At 67.1% G+C, this 16,256-nt stretch carries 18 protein-coding genes; 5 read left to right on the forward strand and 13 right to left on the reverse strand.

Features of this window, described 5'->3' with window-relative positions:
• Nucleotides 1–4: 4 nt before the first annotated feature.
• The 3 genes from urtC (at nucleotide 5) to urtE (ending at nucleotide 2,705) form a co-directional block, all read left to right on the forward strand.
• Nucleotides 5–1,096, forward strand: coding sequence for an urea ABC transporter permease subunit UrtC (gene urtC, locus D571_RS0106775; protein WP_018935919.1), 1,092 nt, complete (start codon nucleotides 5–7; stop codon nucleotides 1,094–1,096).
• Nucleotides 1,093–1,944 carry an urea ABC transporter ATP-binding protein UrtD gene (gene urtD / locus D571_RS0106780; RefSeq protein ID WP_018935920.1) on the forward strand — a complete coding sequence of 284 codons (852 nt, stop codon included), beginning with the start codon at nucleotides 1,093–1,095 and terminating at the stop codon, nucleotides 1,942–1,944. The genes urtC and urtD overlap by 4 nt, the downstream gene beginning before the upstream one ends.
• Nucleotides 1,945–2,015: 71 nt before the next feature.
• Entirely contained in the window at nucleotides 2,016–2,705 is a 690-nt protein-coding gene (gene urtE / locus D571_RS0106785) for an urea ABC transporter ATP-binding subunit UrtE (RefSeq protein ID WP_018935921.1), read from the forward strand.
• Between the two features lie 18 nt (nucleotides 2,706–2,723).
• Here urtE and fetB read toward each other — a convergent pair whose 3' ends face one another.
• The 6 genes from fetB to folB all read right to left on the reverse strand — a co-directional run bounded on the left by fetB (nucleotide 2,724) and on the right by folB (nucleotide 7,498).
• Complete coding sequence (gene fetB / locus D571_RS0106790) at nucleotides 2,724–3,530, reverse strand: iron export ABC transporter permease subunit FetB (protein ID WP_018935922.1); 807 nt, start codon at nucleotides 3,528–3,530, stop codon at nucleotides 2,724–2,726.
• A complete protein-coding gene (locus tag D571_RS0106795) occupies nucleotides 3,521–4,141 on the reverse strand; it encodes an ATP-binding cassette domain-containing protein (protein WP_018935923.1) in 621 nt (206 codons plus the stop codon). Before D571_RS0106795 ends, fetB begins: the two co-directional genes overlap by 10 nt.
• Before the next feature lie 202 nt (nucleotides 4,142–4,343).
• On the reverse strand, nucleotides 4,344–5,594 hold the full coding sequence (locus D571_RS0106800) for an ammonium transporter (protein WP_018935924.1): 1,251 nt from the start codon (nucleotides 5,592–5,594) through the stop codon (nucleotides 4,344–4,346).
• A 39-nt stretch (nucleotides 5,595–5,633) separates the two neighbouring features.
• Nucleotides 5,634–5,972, reverse strand: coding sequence for a P-II family nitrogen regulator (gene glnK, locus D571_RS0106805; RefSeq protein ID WP_018935925.1), 339 nt, complete (start codon nucleotides 5,970–5,972; stop codon nucleotides 5,634–5,636).
• A gap of 71 nt (nucleotides 5,973–6,043) precedes the next feature.
• Nucleotides 6,044–6,823, reverse strand: a complete 780-nt coding sequence (locus D571_RS0106810) for a TorF family putative porin (protein ID WP_018935926.1) — start codon at nucleotides 6,821–6,823, stop codon at nucleotides 6,044–6,046.
• A 312-nt stretch (nucleotides 6,824–7,135) separates the two neighbouring features.
• Nucleotides 7,136–7,498: a dihydroneopterin aldolase gene (gene folB, locus D571_RS0106815; protein ID WP_018935927.1), complete on the reverse strand. Its 363-nt coding sequence runs from the start codon at nucleotides 7,496–7,498 to the stop codon at nucleotides 7,136–7,138.
• Between the two features lie 111 nt (nucleotides 7,499–7,609).
• Between folB and D571_RS0106820 the strand changes: the two genes are divergently transcribed.
• Together D571_RS0106820 and D571_RS0106825 are read left to right on the forward strand one after the other, a co-directional pair.
• The gene (locus D571_RS0106820; RefSeq protein ID WP_018935928.1) at nucleotides 7,610–8,605 is read left to right on the forward strand and encodes an amidoligase family protein; all 996 of its coding nucleotides are present in this window, start codon (nucleotides 7,610–7,612) and stop codon (nucleotides 8,603–8,605) included.
• 16 nt (nucleotides 8,606–8,621) lie between these two features.
• Nucleotides 8,622–9,410: a gamma-glutamyl-gamma-aminobutyrate hydrolase family protein gene (locus D571_RS0106825; protein ID WP_018935929.1), complete on the forward strand. Its 789-nt coding sequence runs from the start codon at nucleotides 8,622–8,624 to the stop codon at nucleotides 9,408–9,410.
• Here the strand turns inward: D571_RS0106825 and msrA are convergent.
• From msrA to trkA, 7 genes are read right to left on the reverse strand one after another with little or no spacing between them, the layout of a single operon-like run.
• Complete coding sequence (gene msrA / locus D571_RS0106830) at nucleotides 9,392–10,033, reverse strand: peptide-methionine (S)-S-oxide reductase MsrA (RefSeq protein WP_018935930.1); 642 nt, start codon at nucleotides 10,031–10,033, stop codon at nucleotides 9,392–9,394. The genes D571_RS0106825 and msrA overlap by 19 nt on opposite strands.
• Nucleotides 10,033–11,229 carry a PQQ-dependent sugar dehydrogenase gene (locus D571_RS0106835; RefSeq protein ID WP_018935931.1) on the reverse strand — a complete coding sequence of 399 codons (1,197 nt, stop codon included), beginning with the start codon at nucleotides 11,227–11,229 and terminating at the stop codon, nucleotides 10,033–10,035. The genes msrA and D571_RS0106835 overlap by 1 nt, the downstream gene beginning before the upstream one ends.
• The gene (locus D571_RS0106840; RefSeq protein WP_018935932.1) at nucleotides 11,226–12,074 is read right to left on the reverse strand and encodes an Fpg/Nei family DNA glycosylase; all 849 of its coding nucleotides are present in this window, start codon (nucleotides 12,072–12,074) and stop codon (nucleotides 11,226–11,228) included. The genes D571_RS0106835 and D571_RS0106840 overlap by 4 nt, the downstream gene beginning before the upstream one ends.
• Nucleotides 12,075–12,077: 3 nt before the next feature.
• Nucleotides 12,078–13,037: a lysophospholipid acyltransferase family protein gene (locus tag D571_RS0106845; RefSeq protein ID WP_018935933.1), complete on the reverse strand. Its 960-nt coding sequence runs from the start codon at nucleotides 13,035–13,037 to the stop codon at nucleotides 12,078–12,080.
• Nucleotides 13,034–13,378, reverse strand: a complete 345-nt coding sequence (locus D571_RS0106850; RefSeq protein WP_018935934.1) for a tetratricopeptide repeat protein — start codon at nucleotides 13,376–13,378, stop codon at nucleotides 13,034–13,036. Before D571_RS0106850 ends, D571_RS0106845 begins: the two co-directional genes overlap by 4 nt.
• 33 nt (nucleotides 13,379–13,411) lie before the next feature.
• Nucleotides 13,412–14,866, reverse strand: a complete 1,455-nt coding sequence (locus D571_RS0106855) for a TrkH family potassium uptake protein (protein ID WP_018935935.1) — start codon at nucleotides 14,864–14,866, stop codon at nucleotides 13,412–13,414.
• A gap of 10 nt (nucleotides 14,867–14,876) precedes the next feature.
• Nucleotides 14,877–16,256, reverse strand: coding sequence for a Trk system potassium transporter TrkA (gene trkA / locus D571_RS0106860; protein WP_018935936.1), 1,380 nt, complete (start codon nucleotides 16,254–16,256; stop codon nucleotides 14,877–14,879).

A 16,256-nucleotide genomic window follows, 5' to 3' on the forward strand; every position in this document is an offset into this window, starting at 1 on the left:
CTTCATGCATTCGTCCAGCACAATCTCCCATCTCGGCCGGCTGCACAGCGGGACCGCCTGGGTCATCCTCGCGATCCTTGCGTTCCTGGCGCTGGTGGTGGTGCCGGTGCTGTACTGGTTCGTGCCACCGGATTCGCCGTTCCACATGCCCGGCTGGATGGTCACCCTCGCCGGTCGTTTCCTCGCCCTGGCGATGGTCGCCCTGGCCCTGGATCTGATCTGGGGCTACACCGGGATCCTGTCCCTGGGCCACGGGGTCTTCTTCGCCATGGGCGGCTACGTGATGGGGGCCCACCTCACGCGGGTCAGTTACGAGGACCGCCTGCCCAACTTCCTGCAGTGGCTGGATTACAGCGACTGGCCCTGGTACTGGGCCGGCTTCGATTCGTTCCTCTTTACCCTGCTGATGATCGCCCTGGTCCCCGGGGTGCTGGCGTTCGTGTTCGGCGTGCTGGCGTTTCGTTCCCGGGTCCGGGGGGTGTATTTCGCCATCATCACGCAGGCGCTCACCTTCGGCGGGATGCACCTGTTCTTCCGCACCGAAACGGGGTTCGGCGGCGACACCGGACTGACGAACTTCACCTATCTGCTTGGGCTCGATCTCGGCACCCCGCAGGCCCGGCTGGTCCTGTTCTGGGTATCGGCGCTGGCACTGATCCTGGCCTACCTGCTGTGCCGCTGGATCGTGACCTCCAAGCTCGGGCGGGTCCTCACGGCCGTGCGGGATGCCGAGAACCGCGTGCGCTTCACCGGTTACGACCCGCTGCGCTACAAGCTGTTCGTCTGGGTGGTCTCCGCGGTCCTGTGCGGGGTCGCCGGCGCGCTCTACGTCCCGCAGACCGGCGTCATCAACCCCTCGGAAATGGTGCCCTCCGCATCCATCGAGATGGCGATCTGGGTCGCACTGGGGGGCCGCGGAACGCTGGTCGGGGCCATCCTCGGCGCCGGCGTGGTGAACGTGGTCAAGACCTGGGCCACCAGCGCCCACCCCGATCTCTGGCTGTTCATCCTCGGCGGCATCTTCATCTTCGTCACGCTGCTGATGCCACGCGGGGTCATCGGCCTGTTTTCGCGCCGCAAGGAGGGCAAGGCATGAACGGCGTGTCGCAAGGTCTCGAACGGTTCCGCGAGACGATGCGCCGGGACCGGGTTTTCGACCTCGTCAACAACCCCGCGGAGAACCCGGCGCTCGACGTCTCGCATGGCATGGCGCTGTACCTGGAGGGCATCACCAAGTCGTTCGACGGCTTCCGCGCGCTGGATGACCTCACCCTGTACATCGGCGACGGCGAACTGCGCTGCATCATCGGCCCCAACGGGGCCGGCAAGACCACCCTGATGGACGTGATCACCGGCAAGACCCGTCCGGATGCGGGCACCGCGTGGTTCGGCAACCGGATCAATCTGCTCCGTCTGAAGGAGCACGAGATCGCCGGCAAGGGGATCGGCCGCAAGTTCCAGAAGCCGACCGTCTTCGAAAACCATTCGGTGCACGAAAACCTGGAGCTGGCCCTGCACGCCGACCGCGGCCTGCTGACCAGCCTGACGTGGAAACTGAATGGCGAACAGCGGGATCAGCTGGACGAGACGCTGGAACTGATCGGCCTGAAGGAGCGTCGCGATGCGCCGGCCGGCTCGCTGTCGCACGGGCAGAAACAGTGGCTGGAAATCGGGTCGCTGCTGATGCAGAAGCCCCGGCTGCTGCTGGTGGACGAACCGGTGGCCGGGATGTCCGGCCAGGAGACCGAGGCGACCGCCGAACTGCTGACCAGCCTCGCCGGCCGCCATTCCGTGGTGGTGGTGGAACACGACATGGACTTCGTGCGGTCCATCGCCCGCCAGGTCACGGTCCTGCATCAGGGCAGCGTGCTCGCCGAGGGCCGCATGGACGAAGTTCAGGCCGATCCGCGCGTGCGCGAGGTCTATCTGGGCGAGGAGAACTGAGCCGTGGCACCGATCCATGCCGGGATCATCCGCACGCCCGCGTCTCGAACATTCCACGGGAGGACCTGAACGTGCTTCGGATCGAAGGCCTCAACCAGTATTACGGCGGCAGCCACATCCTGCGCGACATCGACCTGGACATCTTTGAAGGCAGGACCAACTGCCTGATGGGCCGCAACGGGATGGGCAAGAGCACGCTCCTGAAATGCGTGATGGGCCTGCTGCCGATCGCGAGCGGGAAGATCCTGTTTCAGGGCGAGGACATCAGCCGCCGCAAGCCGCACGAACGCGGGCGGCTGGGTCTGGGCTACGTGCCCCAGGGCCGGGAGATCTTCCCGCGCCTGACGGTGGAGGAAAACCTGCAGGTCGCCCTCGCCAGCAAACGCTCCCGCGACATCCCGGAACGGGTGTATGAACTCTTCCCGGTGCTCAAGGACATGGCACGCCGCCGCGGTGGCGACCTGTCGGGCGGGCAGCAACAGCAGCTGGCGATCGGCCGCGCCCTGGTGCTGAATCCCTCCATCCTGCTGCTGGACGAACCGATCGAGGGCATCCAGCCGAACATCGTGCGCGAGATCAGCGACGTCATCCGGCTGCTCAACACCGAGATGGGCCTGACGATCCTCCTGGTCGAACAGAAGCTGCCGTTTGCCAGGGCCACCGCCGACCGCTTCGACATCATCAACAACGGCCAGATCGTGGCCGGCGGCGAAATGGGCGAACTGAGCGATGACCTGGTCCAGGAGCACCTGACCGTCTGACGCGCTCCGGCCCCGTCGTCAGGTGTGCCGTCCGGGCTTCAGGCGGTCGAGGCGCAGACGCTGGCGGTGATCGAACAGGCGGCTGGACGCGAACCACACCGCGCCGATGGCGCCGAAGCCGGTCCCGGCGGCGATCAGGAACATGATCAGGATCTGGTACTTGACCGCCTCCACCGGCGGCGCGCCGGCGAGGATCTGTCCGGTCATCATCCCGGGCAGGCTGACGATGCCGGCGGCGGCCATCGCGTTGATGGTGGGCATCAGTCCGGAGCGCGCCGCCTCGCGGCGCATGGTGGTGACGGCCTCGCTCCACGAGGCCCCCAGCGCCAGCCGGCCCTCGATGGTACGCCGCTCGCGCCAGACGTTCTGCGTGAGCCGGTCCAGGCCCAGGGCGATGCCGGTCATGGTGTTGCCCAGCAGCATCCCCAGCAGCGGGATCGCGTACTGCGGTTCCCACCACGGGCTGGGGCCGACCATGGTGGTCAGCGCCAGCACCGTAATCGCGAACGACGACACGAACATGGTGACCGCGCCGATCCCGTAGCCCCACATTCCGGCAAAACGTCGCTGCTGGCGGGCCATCACCTCGTAACCGGCCACCGCCAGCATCACCACGGCCATCAGCGTGACCCAGCCCAGGTGGGCATGATCGAACAGGGTCTGCAGCACCAGGCCCACCAGCAGAAGCTGGATCACGGTGCGCGCGGCGGCGATCAGCAGGGTACGGCCCACGCCCATGCGGGCCCACATCGTCACGCCCGCGAGCAGCACCACCAGCACCGCCGCCAGCGCGAGGTCGAACGGGCTGAGCCGGATCAGGTCCATGATGTGCCCTCCGGCCGGCCATCACTCAGGGTCAGGATGCGCCCGCCCAGACGGTCGCGCTGCTGGGTGTCGTGGGTGACCCACAGGGCCGCGGCTTCGCGTTCGGCCATCCAGGCCCGTACCAGCCGCTCGAAGCGACGGGTGTTCTCTTCATCCAGGTTCGCTGTGGGTTCGTCCAGCAGCAGTACGCGCGGCCCGGTGGCCAGGGCCCGCAACAGACCCAGTCGCTGTTTCTCGCCACTGGACAGCCGCTCCACCTCCCAGTCCAGCGCTCCGTGCTCCAGCCCCAGACGCTCCAGAAAGGCCTCGGCGTCATCACGGGCCCAGTCCGCAGGCAGATGCTCGTCCACCCGGTCGCCCCACCAGGCGGTCTCCGCCGGGACGTAGGCCACCTGCCGGCGCCACTGCGGCGGCGTCAGCGCATCGCGCGCCTGCCCGTCCAGCCGCACCTCGCCGGTGTTCGGATCCAGATCGGCGATCGCGCGCAGCAGCAGCGACTTCCCCGCGCCGGAAGCGCCGGTGATCTGCACCAGCTCGCCGGGCTGCAAGCGCAGGTCCACCGGGCCGAGGCGGTCGGTTCGCAATTGACGGATTTCCAGCAGGGGCTGCATGTCATTACTCGTGGGGACGGGCGCATGATGGTAACCGTCGGGAACCGCACGGGCCATCGCAAAAAAGAGGGCGCCGCGAGGGCGCCCTGAAGGCCAACGTCCGGGTCCTGGGAGAGACCATGCTGTCGGCGTCGGAGGAGACAGGTTGTGGGGCCGGCCTCGCCGGCCCCGTCCAGCCTGCGTACAGGCTATGGATTGCGGGTTACTTGTTCGTGAACTCCGGGTAGGCCTCGAGGCCGCACTCGGTCACGTCAGCACCGATCTCTTCTTCCTCTTCACCCAGGCGGATGCCCATGGCCATCTTGAGGATGAACCACACCAGCAGGCTGGCGAGGAAGACGAAGACGAAGATTGCCGCCAGACCCGCGATCTGCGCCACGAAGGTCGCATCCGGGTTGGACAGCAGGACCGCGAGCACGCCCCAGATGCCGGCCGTGCCGTGGGCCGAGATCGCACCCACCGGATCGTCGATCTTGACCTTGTCGAGCGCGACGATGGAGAACACCACGATCACGCCACCCACGGCGCCGATGAAGGTCGCCAGCAGCGGGCTGGGCATCAGCGGTTCGGCGGTGATGGACACCAGGCCGGCGACCGCGCCGTTCAGGGCCATGGTCAGGTCAGCCTTGCCGAACATGAGGCGGGTGGTGATCAGCGCGGCAATCACGCCCCCGGCCGCAGCCAGGTTGGTGTTGGTGAACACGGCCGCCACGGCATTCGCGGATTCAACGTCGGACACCTTCAGCTCGGAACCGCCGTTGAAGCCGAACCAGCCCAGCCAGAGGATCAGCACGCCCAGGGTCGCCAGCGGCATGCTGGAGCCCGGGATCGCGTTGATCTGGCCATCCTTGCCGTACTTGCCCTTGCGCGCCCCCAGCAGCAGGACGCCGGCCAGCGCAGCCACGGCACCGGTGAAGTGGACGATGCCCGAGCCGGCGTAGTCGAGATAGCCGATCTGATCCAGGATGCCGCCACCCCAGCTCCAGAAGCCCTGGATCGGGTAGATCACGCCGGTCAGGACCACGGCGAAGGCGAGGAAGGCCCACAGCTTCATGCGTTCGGCCACCGCACCGGAGACGATGGACATCGCCGTCGCCACGAACACGACCTGGAAGAAGAAGTCCGCGCGATCGGAGTAGTAGATGTCGCCCCCGCTGCCCAGTACCTCGGACACGGCGTTGTCACCGGTAATGAAGAAGCCCAGGCCCGGGATCAGCGAAGTGAGCCCGTCGCTGTACATGATGTTGTAGCCAATCAGCATGTACATCACCGAGGCGATGGAATAAAGGGAGATGTTCTTGGTGAGGATTTCGGCCACGCTCTTGGTCCGCACCATGCCGGCCTCGAGCATGGTAAAGCCCGCGGCCATCCACATGACCAGCGCGCCGGCCATCAGGAAGTAAAAGGTGTCGAGCGCGTAGGCCACCTCGACGACTTGCTGTTCGATATCCATTTTCGGATTACCTCATCTAATAATGACCGAGATGGGCGCTCAGAGCGCTTCGGTTCCGGTTTCACCCGTGCGGATTCGCAGGACCTGCTCGACCGGCGATACAAAGATCTTTCCGTCACCGATCTTGCCGGTGCTCGCGGCCTTGGATACGGCCTCGATCACCTTGTCCACCAGGCTGTCGTCCACCGCGACTTCCAGCTTCACTTTGGGCAGAAAGTCCACGACGTACTCGGCACCGCGGTACAGTTCGGTGTGACCACGCTGACGACCGAAACCCTTGACTTCGGTCATGGTGATGCCCTGCACACCGATCTCGGACATCGCCTCGCGCACATCATCAAGCTTGAACGGCTTGATCACGGCAGTAATCATCTTCATGTCATGCTCCTCTCAAGTGGGCCGCCACCGGGGGCAACGACCCGCAACGAAGTTTGCTTCCGGTTCAAGGTTCAGAAGGATTTCGACCAGCCCACCCAGGTGCGCAGGTCTTCGTCATCTTCATCTTTATAAGCGAGATTCAGGCTGAATTCGCCGAACTCGCCGGCATCGCGGGCGAGGCTGGCGGAGTAATGGGTGTAATCGTCGGTGTCGCCGTCGTAGGTCTGACGGCCGACCATGAACCCGGCGCTGTAGACCTCGGCGAACGGCACATCCAGACCGCCGTAGAAGTAGATATCGTCCGTTTCGAGCGCCGAATCGGAGCTGTCCGTCACCACATAGTTGAGGCCGCCGTAGAAAGCGATCACGTCCAGGTCGAAACTCATGGAACCGTAAATCTCACCGAAGTCGGCACTCAGCGAAGACGAAGTCGACTCGCCATCTTCATCGGTAACCGTTACGGACGCGTCAGGGTAGGCGTAGTAGACGTAACCCACGTCATAACCAAGGCCGTTATCGAAGGAATCCGCGAACCCCAGATAAAGATCCAGCTCATACGTGGTATCGTCGGTGACTGTGAAAACTTCCCCCTCTTCACGCACAGTCTCACTTCCGAAATCAACGTTGGACGCCCAGGTGCCCAGGTAAAACCCGGAGGCATGCTCCCAGTCAAACCCGCCCTGGATGGCGGCTCCGCCGTCGGTTTCAGAACCGCCCCGCAGTTCATAGTCGGAAACGATCGAGATATTGGCCGAGAATTCGGCGGCCGCGGTGGAAGTAAAGACCACCCCCCCGGTAGAACCGACAGCCAGGACGGCGGAGGCAACGGCGGAATAGGCAAACTTCTTCATGGATGGACTCCCTCTGTCTTTGTTCGGATGTCGCGAAATGTCGACACCCGGCTCCTTGCAGGGGGCGTGCCAGTTATGAGGAAAGGCGAAAAACAGCGGATTCACGCAACGGTGTTGCAGCCGAACCACGGGCAATTGCTACAAGCGGGTGCAACCACAAGGTGCATGCGCACCAAAAGAGGGCAAAAGCGGTCGGGGATGTCACCAGAACGGGCACCAGCCCGGAAAGGTCGTTATGCAGGGGAGAGGCGGGAATAAAGACGGGAGGTGCGGATGCGGCCCGCCGATCGGTCAGAGCCTGCGCACCGGGGGTCAGTCGGCTGCCAGCGAGCCGCGCTCGATGGTGATGCCGACCTCACGCACGCCGGCCACCGCGCCCGGTTTGCCCAGGGTAATGCGCAGCCAGGGCGAACCGAACTGCGCCATCAGGGTTTCGGCGATCTCCTCGGCGAGGGATTCGAGAAGGACATGCGGCTCGCGCGTGACGATGGCACGCACCGCATTGGCGACGGCCTCGTAGTCCACGGTATCGCCGATCTCGCCGGACCGGGCGGCCACGCGAGTGTCTGCCGCCAGCTCGATGTCGAAACGCAGCGGGCGCCGGATACGCTGTTCCCAGCCGTATACACCGACCACGGCGGGGATCTCCAGATCACGCAGATAGATACGGTCCATGCGGGGCACCGGGACATCAGGGTTGCGGGGCCGCTTATCCTACTGCCTGCCCCGACCCGCGTACACCGGGCCGCGTTATGATGGGGCCCGTACCGCGACCGGAAGCCCTTCATGCCCGCCCATCCGTTTCCCGCACTGCCCTGGCCCCGCACCCCCGAGGGCACCCTGCGCCGGGTGGGAGTGGAGATCGAGATGGCCGGGGTGTCGCTGGACGCCATGGCCCGGGCGATCCTTGATGAATTCGGTGGGCGCATCGAGGCGGAACACGCCTTCGTGCTGCACGTGCGCGACAGCGAGGTCGGAGACTTTCAGCTGGAACTCGATGCCCGGGTACTGAAGGACCGTGCCTACCGCGAACACCTCGCGCGCCTGGGCATCGACCTCGACGATCGCGACCAGCAGGCGCTGGAGGCCTGGCTGGCCGATGCCGCCGGCCGGCTGGTGCCCCACGAGATCGTCGCGCCCCCCCTGGAACCGGAGATGCTCCCGCGCCTGGACCGGGTACGCGCGGCCCTGCAGCGCGAGGGTGCTCTGGGCACCGAGCGCTCGCTGCTCTACGCCTTCGGGCTGCAACTGAACATCGAGATCCACAGCCGCGAGCCCGAGTGGCTGCTGGCGATCCTGCGCGCGTTCGTGCTGATGTACGAGATCCTTACCCAGGCCGGGGCGATCGATCTCGCACGCCGCCTGTCGCCCTACATCCGGCCGTTCCCGGGCGCCTTCGTGCGCTACATCCTCGACCCGGATTTCACCCCCGACCGCGCCTCTCTGATCGACACCTACCTGGCCCACAACCCCACGCGCAACCGCCCGCTCGACCTGCTGCCAGTCCTGGCGGAGCTGGATCCGGAACGCGTTGCGGCCGCGCCGGTGGAGCACGAACTGATCAAGCCGCGCCCCGCACTGCACTACCGGTTGCCGGACTGCCGCATCGACGACCCCCGGTGGAGCCTGGCGCATCCGCTGAATGGCTGGGTGGAAGTGGAGCAGCTGGCCGCCCACCCCGAACGCCTGGAGCGGCTCGCGCAGGAGTATCTGGAACGTCCCGGCCAGGCCGTGGGCCGCCGGGCCGACGAGTGGATGCAACGCCTGCGTGAATGGTTCTGATCGCCAGCAGCGCCCGGTGATCGCCATCACCGGGCCGGACCGTGGCGGCACGCCCGCGTGGCTGTTCACCGCCCTTGCGGTATGGCGCGCCGGCGGCCGCCCGCTGCGCCTCCGCCCCGGCGCCCCGCGACGCAACCGACCGATCGACGGCCTGATCGTCGGGGGCGGCGCGGACGTCGACCCCGCGCTGTATGACGGGGCCACGCCCGAAGGCCCCGGCACCGCGGCGATACGCCGGGCCGAAGGCCGCCTGTCGCAGCGTCTGATCGGCTACGCCTTCTACCCCGCTCTGTGGCTGCTGCGCCGGCTGTTTCAGTCCAAAGACGCCTCCTCGCTGGATCCCGAACGCGACCGCATGGAAAAGGCCCTGATCCACCACGCGCTGGACGAACACCTGCCGATCCTCGGGATCTGCCGCGGGATGCAGCTCATCAACGTGGTGCGCGGTGGCAGCCTGCATCGCGATCTGGCCGCGTTCTACGCCGAAACCCCCAATGCCCGCAGCCTGCTGCCGGTCAAGCGCGTACGGCTGGATCCGCATTCACGCCTGGCCGCCATCCTGGGCGATCCGCCGCTGCACGTGAATGCCCTGCACGACCAGGCCGTCGACCGGCTCGGCCAGGGCCTGAACGTGGCCGGACGCGAGCCCTCGCGGGTGGTCCAGGCCATCGAGACCGAACAGGACTTCTGTATCGGCGTGCAATGGCACCCCGAATACCTGCCGCAGAAGACCCGCCACCAGCGCCTGTTCCGCGCGCTGGTCACAGCGGCACGCCGCCCCCGGCCTCAGGCCGACGACGGATAAGCGACGCGCAGCCCGCCCAGGCCGCAGTAGCCATCCGGAACCTTCGCCAGATACTGCTGGTGGTAGTCCTCGGCGAAGTAATACGCCTCCAGCTCGCGGATCTCGGTGGTGACCGGCCCCAGCCCCGCCTGCTGCAGCGCGGCATTAAAGCGCTCGCGGCTGGCGAGCGCAGCCTCGTAATGGACCGGGCCCACGGTGTAGATACCGGAACGGTACTGGGTCCCGACGTCATTGCCCTGACGCATCCCCTGGGTCGGATCGTGCCCCTCCCAGAACGTACGGAACAGGGTCTCCAGTGACACCGCGCCCGGATCGAACACCACCCGCACCAGTTCGGCGTGGCCGGTCTGGCCGCTGCAGACCTCGCGGTAGGTCGGGTTGGGGGTGTAACCGCCGCCATAACCCACGCTGGTGGAATACACCCCGTCGAGCTGCCAGAACAGTCGCTCGGCGCCCCAGAAGCAGCCCATGCCGAAGTGGATGATCTCCATGCCATCGGGGTACGGCGGCGCCAGCGGGGTCCCCAGCACCGCATGGCGTTCCGGCACCGGCATCGCCTCTGCCCGGCCGGGCAGAGCGCGCTCCGGGTCCACCATCTGCGGCTGCATCCAGTCACCGAACATCATTCGCTCCCGTTGTCGCCGGCCGGGCGCAGCCGCAGCAGCTCGCCCGGGTTGTGGTCGGTCAATACCCAGATCGCGCCGTCATGCACGCGCACGTCACGTACCCGCCGGTCCAGGCCCGGCAGCACTTCGTCCTCGTTGACCAGCTCGCGGTCCTCGAAGGAGAGCCGTAGCAGGGTCCGTCCGGCCAGACCACCGGTCAGCAGGTCACCATCCCATTCGGCAAACGCCGGATCCCGGATCACCGCCAGCCCCGAAGGCGCGATCGCCGGCGTCCAGTGGTGCAGCGGCGAGACCATCCCTTCCTTCTCGGTCAGGCCCTCGCCGACCGGACCGCCGCTGTATTCCTCGCCCTGGCTGATCACCGGCCAGCCGTAGTTGTTGCCCGCTTCGATGATGTTGATCTCGTCACCGCCCCGCGGTCCGTGCTGGTTCTCCCACAGGATGCCGGTCTCGGAGTCCATCACCATGCCCTGGGAGTTGCGCACCCCGTACGCCCAGATCTCGTCGCGCCGGGCATCGTCGCCGACGAACGGATTGTCGTCCGGAACCGAACCATCGTCGTGCACGCGCACGATCGTGCCGATGTGATTGGACGGATCCTGGGCCTGGTCACGATCCCCGCGGTCGCCCACGCTGACGAACACACGCCCCGTGTCGTCGAACACAATGCGGCTGCCAAAATGGCGCCCGCCGCGCACGCCCGGCTCGGCGGTGAACAGGGTCTCGACGTCGCTCAGGGCCCCGTCCTCGAAGCGCCCGCGCGCCAGACGCGTGGTCAGCCCGCCGTCCACGCTGGCCGCATAGGTGAAGTACAGCCAGCGGTTGTCGGCGAAATCCGGATGCAGGGCCAGATCCAGCAACCCGCCCTGATTGCGCGCGCGCAGGTCATCGGGCAGACCCGACACCAGTTCCCCGCGACCCGAGAAGTCCGGCCCGTCGTCGCCGGCCGGGAAATGCCGCAGGGTGCCCGAGCGTTCGCTGATCAGGGCCCCGCCCTTCGGCAGGAAGGCGATGGCCCAGGGATGATCGAGAGCGTCGTGCAGAACCTCCACCGACAGCCCGTCGGCCGAGGCCTCCAGGGCATCGGGGGAAGGGGCGGAGGCGCCGGAGCAGCCGGCCAGGAGAAAACTCCCGGCCAGCAATCCGGCCAGGCCGCGACGCAGAACAGGAGCCGAGTTAGCCGAGTTCGTCATGAGACTTCTCCCTTCGGATCAGGGCGTGGCTGACAGGCCGGACACCACCAGGTCGGACGCGCATGTTCTCCCAGCAGGGCCCGCTGCAGCGGCGCGGCGCATTGCCGGCAGGCTTCACCCTCACGTCCGTAGACGTACAGGAAGGCGTCCGGTTCCGCCTGCGCCCGCGTGATCCGCGGGCCCGGTCGCAGATTGCGCCGCAACAGCCGCACCGCATCCGCGTAAATCGCCCGCAGTCGGTCGTCGCTCACCGCACCTGCCGGGGTCAGCGGATGGCAGCCATGCAGAAACAGCAATTCCGATTTGTAGACGTTGCCGATCCCCGCCGCCAGGCTTTGATCCAGAAGGATGTCCGTCAGCGGGCGCTCCGGTACCGGGCGCTGGCGCACCCGCGCCACCACCGCATCGATATCCACGCCCGGATCCAGCAGGTCCGGCCCCACCCGGGCATCCAGACGTTCGATATCCGCCGCTTCCGCTCCCACTGCGGGCATCCGGCGCCAGACCAGTTCGCGCGGCTGGAAACACACCAGCATCCGGTCCTCGAGGGTCAGCACCGCATGGGCCTGGTGTGCCGGCTTCGACCATTCCGCGCCACGCGCGTATTCATGCCAGGTGCCCCACATCCCGAGGTGGGTGCGCAGCAGCCACGGCGTATCGTCGGCCGCGATCAGTTCCATCAGCAGGTGCTTGCCGCGGGCCCGCAGCGCACCGGCCCGCATCGGGCCGTGCTCGCGCAGCGGCTCGCCGCGCCCGGCGCGGGTCGCCACCGCCTCCAGCGCCGCCCCTTCCAGACGCGGGCGCAGCATGGCCGCGAGCCGGTGGATGGTGTCGCCCTCGGGCATCGGTCAGTAGAGTGGAGGCTCGCCCTCGGGCCGGGTGCGGAACAGGCGCAGGGTCCACAGATACTGTGCCGGGGCCTGTTCCACGCCCCGTTCGATGGCGGCGTTCATGGCCCGGGCATCGGCGGCGTCGTCGCCCGAGGGGAAGTCCTCCATTGGAGGCCACAGACGCATCGCGTATTCGTCGCGGGCGAGGTCGTACCAGGCGAAACTCGGCAGCACCACCGCCCGCGACATGCGCGCCAGCCGCCCCAGCGCGGTCAGCGTGGCCTTGGGCACGCCGAAGAAATCCACGAACACCGCCCCGTCGGCACCCAGGTCCTCGTCCGGCAGGTAATAAAAGAACCGCCCGCGGCGCAGCTGGCGGATCGCCGGGCGCAGCCCCTGCTCGCGGGCGAAGATATCGCCGGAGTAACGGGTGCGGCTGCGGTGATTGATCCACTCCAGCACCGGGTTCTTCATCGGCTTGGCGAAGGAGACCCCGTCGTACATCTGACTCATGCGCACCCCGCCATAATCGAGCCCCAACGAGTGCGGGGCGAGGATGATCACCGGAGTCCCGTCGGAGCGCGCGCGTTCGTAGTGCTCCAGCCCGTCCACCCGGATGCGCGAGGCGTGCTCGCCGGGCTTGCCAAACCACAGCAGGCCATAGTCCAGTACGGTCTGCGCCTGGTAGCGGTAGAAGGCGGCCAGCCTTGCCTCGCGTTCGGCCGCATCCAGCTGCGGGAAGCACAGCTCGAGGTTGCGTTCGGCGATCCGGCGGCTGCGCCCCGAGCGGCGGTACAGCAGGCGGCCGATGCCACGGGCCAGCGCCTGCACCGCCGGACGCGGCATCTGCTGCAGCACCCAGGCCAGCGCCACGCCGACCCAGGTGAGCCAGTAGCGGGGTGCGAAATGCCGAGCGGTCAGCGGCGCCCGGTAGGCACCGACGTGCGCCTCCTCCCCGGGGGCATCGTCACGGCTCATGTGTCCGCTTCACCCCCGGCCTCCAGCAGGCGGCGGGCGCGCTTGGCGGAGACCTCCATTTCCTTGACCGCCTGCAGGTCGCCCTTCTCCTCGGCGATGGCCATGCCCCGCTCGCAGACTTCCAGCGCGCGTTGCGGGCGCTCCAGCGCGACCAGGGTCTTCGCCAGCAGTTTCCACGCGGCGGAGTAGCCCTCGTCCAGCTCCAGCGCGCGCTCGAGATGCTCCACCGCCGCCGCCTGCTGGCCATCGGTCACCAGGGCATTGCCCAGCGAGAAGCGCAGCATCGCGGAGTCCTCGCCTCCGTCCAGCATGTTCTGGAACCGTTCGACCATCTGCGACATGGACGACCTCCTGTCCTTGAATTCGCTCCTACCCTAGCGCTGCCAGAACGCCGGGGACAGAAGCACCAGCACGGTGAAGATTTCCAGCCGCCCCATCAGCATGGCGAGGATCAGCACCCACTTGCTGAAGTCGTTGATGGACTGGAAGTTCGGCCCCACCTCGCCCAGGCCGGGGCCGAGGTTGTTGAGGGTGGCCGCCACCGCGGAGAAGGCCGTGACCTGATCCAGGCCCGAGGCCATCACCGCCAGCATCATCACCACGAACACCACCAGGTAAGCGGCGAGGAACCCCCACACCGCCTGCACCACGCGGTCCGGGGCCTCCTTGCCGTTGACCTTGACCGCGATGCGCGCATGCGGATGGATCAGGCGCTTCACCTCGCGCATACCCTGCTTCATCAGCAGCAGCACGCGCACCACCTTGATGCCGCCACCGGTGGACCCGGTACACCCGCCGACGAACGACAGAAAGATCAGCAGCACCGGCAGAAAGCCCGGCCAGAGGTAGAAGTCGTCGGTGGCGTAGCCGGTGGTGGTGCCGATCGACACCACGTGGAACGCGGCCCGGCGGAAGGCATCCGCGCCGTCCGTTGCGAACCCGGTTACCAGCATGTAGAGCACCACGACGGCCAGGGCCGCAGCCATCAGGATCAGGTAGGTGCGCAGCTCTTCGTCGCGCCGGTAGGGCACGGTCGACGCTCGATGCAGGGCGAGGAAATGCACCGCGAAGTTCATCCCGGCGATCAGCATGAAGACGATGGCCACGCCCTCGATGGCGGCCGAGTCGAAGTGGCCGAGGCTGGCGTCGTAGGTGGAGAACCCGCCGATCGCGACGGTGGTGAAGGAGTGCGCGATCGCGTCGAAGACCTCCATCCCGGCAACCCAGTAGGCCACCGCACAGGCCACCGTCAGGCCGAGGTAGATGTACCACAGGTTGCGCGCGGTCTCGGCGATGCGCGGGGTCAGCTTGTTGTCGCGGATCGGGCCCGGGGTCTCGGCCTTGAACAGCTGCATGCCGCCCACGCCCAGCAGCGGCAGGATGGCCACCGCCAGCACGATGATGCCCATGCCGCCCATCCACTGCAGCTGCTGGCGATACCACAGCAGGGCCTTGGGCATGTGGTCGAGCCCGGTCAGCACGGTGGCCCCGGTGGTGGTCAGGCCCGACATGGATTCGAACGCGGCGTCGGTGAAGCTGACGTCCAGATGCGGGTCGAGCACCAGCGGCGTGGCGCCCGCCAGCCCCAGCCCCAGCCAGAACAGCACCACCAGGATGAAACCGTCACGCGGCTGCAGCTCGCGATGCGCGCGGTACAGCACCCCCCACAGCAGCCCGCCTGTCAGCGCCAGCAGGACAAACGCCTGCATGAACACGAAGGCGGTGGACTCGTCGTAGATATACCCCACCAGCGCGGGCGGCAGCATGCTCAGGCTGAACAGCGTGAGCAGCATCCCCAGCAGGCGCGCGGTGGAGGCAAGATGCAGCATGGCGGGCGACTCAGAAGAACAGCGGGCTGGGCTGGAACAGGCGCTGGACCTGCTTCACCTTGCCGCGGTCGGTCAGGAACAGGATCACGTGGTCGCCGCTGTGCACCAGGGTATCGTGGTGCGGGATGATCACCTCGTCCCCGCGCACGATGGCGCCCACGCTTGCGCCCTCCGGCAGGTTGATCTCATCGATGCGACGGTCCACCACCTGCGAGGTGCGCGAGTCGCCGTTGACCACCGTCTCGATCGCCTCGGCCGCGCCGCGACGCAGGGTGTGCACGGTGGCGGTCCCGCCCTCGCGCACCCGTGCCAACAGGGCGCTCACCGTGGCCTGCTGCGGCGACAGCGCCACGTCGATGGTGCCGCTCTGCAGCAGGTCCACGTAGCCCGGCCGGTTGATCAGCGACATTACCTTGCGCACGCCGTAGCGCTTGGCCAGCATCCCGGCAAAGATGTTGGCCTGGTCGTCGTTGGTCACCGCACAGAAGACGTCGCTGTGCTCCACGTTGATCGCCTCGAGGAAGCGGTCATCCGAGCTGTCCCCGTGCAATACCAGCACGTTGCCCGGCAGCTCCCGGGCCAGCTGGTCCGCGCGTTCCGCATCGCGTTCGATCATCTTGACCCGGTAGCGCTTGCTCAGGGCCTCCGCCAGCCGCCGGCCGATGTTGCCACCACCGGCGATCATGATGCGCTTGTACGGGCGCTCGAGCTTGCGCAGCTCGGAGGTCACCGCGCGGATATTCTTCTTCGCCGCGACGAAGAACACCTCGTCGTCGGCCTCGATCACCGTGTCGCCGTCGGGCTGGATGGACCGCTCGTGGCGGAAGATCGCCGCGACCCGGGTCTGGATGCCCGGCATGTCGCGCTGGAGGTTCTTCAGTTCGTGGCCCACCAGCGGGCCGCCGTAGTAGGCCCGCACCCCCACCAGCGACACCCGGCCGTCCGCGAACTCCAGCACCTGCAGCGACCCGGGGTGCTCGATCAGCCGCTGGATGTGGCTGGTGACGATGCCCTCCGGCGAGATCAGCATGTCCACCGGCATCGCATCCTGGGCGAACAGCTCCGGGGTCTCGTGGTAGTCACGCGCCCGCACCCGGGCGATCTTGGTCTCGATGTTGAACAGCGTGGAGCCGACCTGACAGGCCAGCATGTTGACCTCGTCGGAGTCGGTCACCGCCACCAGCATGGACGCATCGCGTGCGCCGGCGGCATCCAGCACCGACGGGTGGGCAGCGAAGCCGTGGACCGTCTTGATATCGAACTGGTCCTCCAGCGCGGCCAGGGTCTCGGCGCGATTGTCGACGACGGTGATGTCGATGCCATCGGCACTCAGGGCCTCGGCCAGGGAATGGCCGACCTGACCGGCCCCCAGGATAATGATCTGCTTCAT

This window comes from Thioalkalivibrio sp. ALJ24, assembly GCF_000377785.1.
Classification (GTDB): Bacteria; Pseudomonadota; Gammaproteobacteria; order Ectothiorhodospirales; family Ectothiorhodospiraceae; genus Thioalkalivibrio.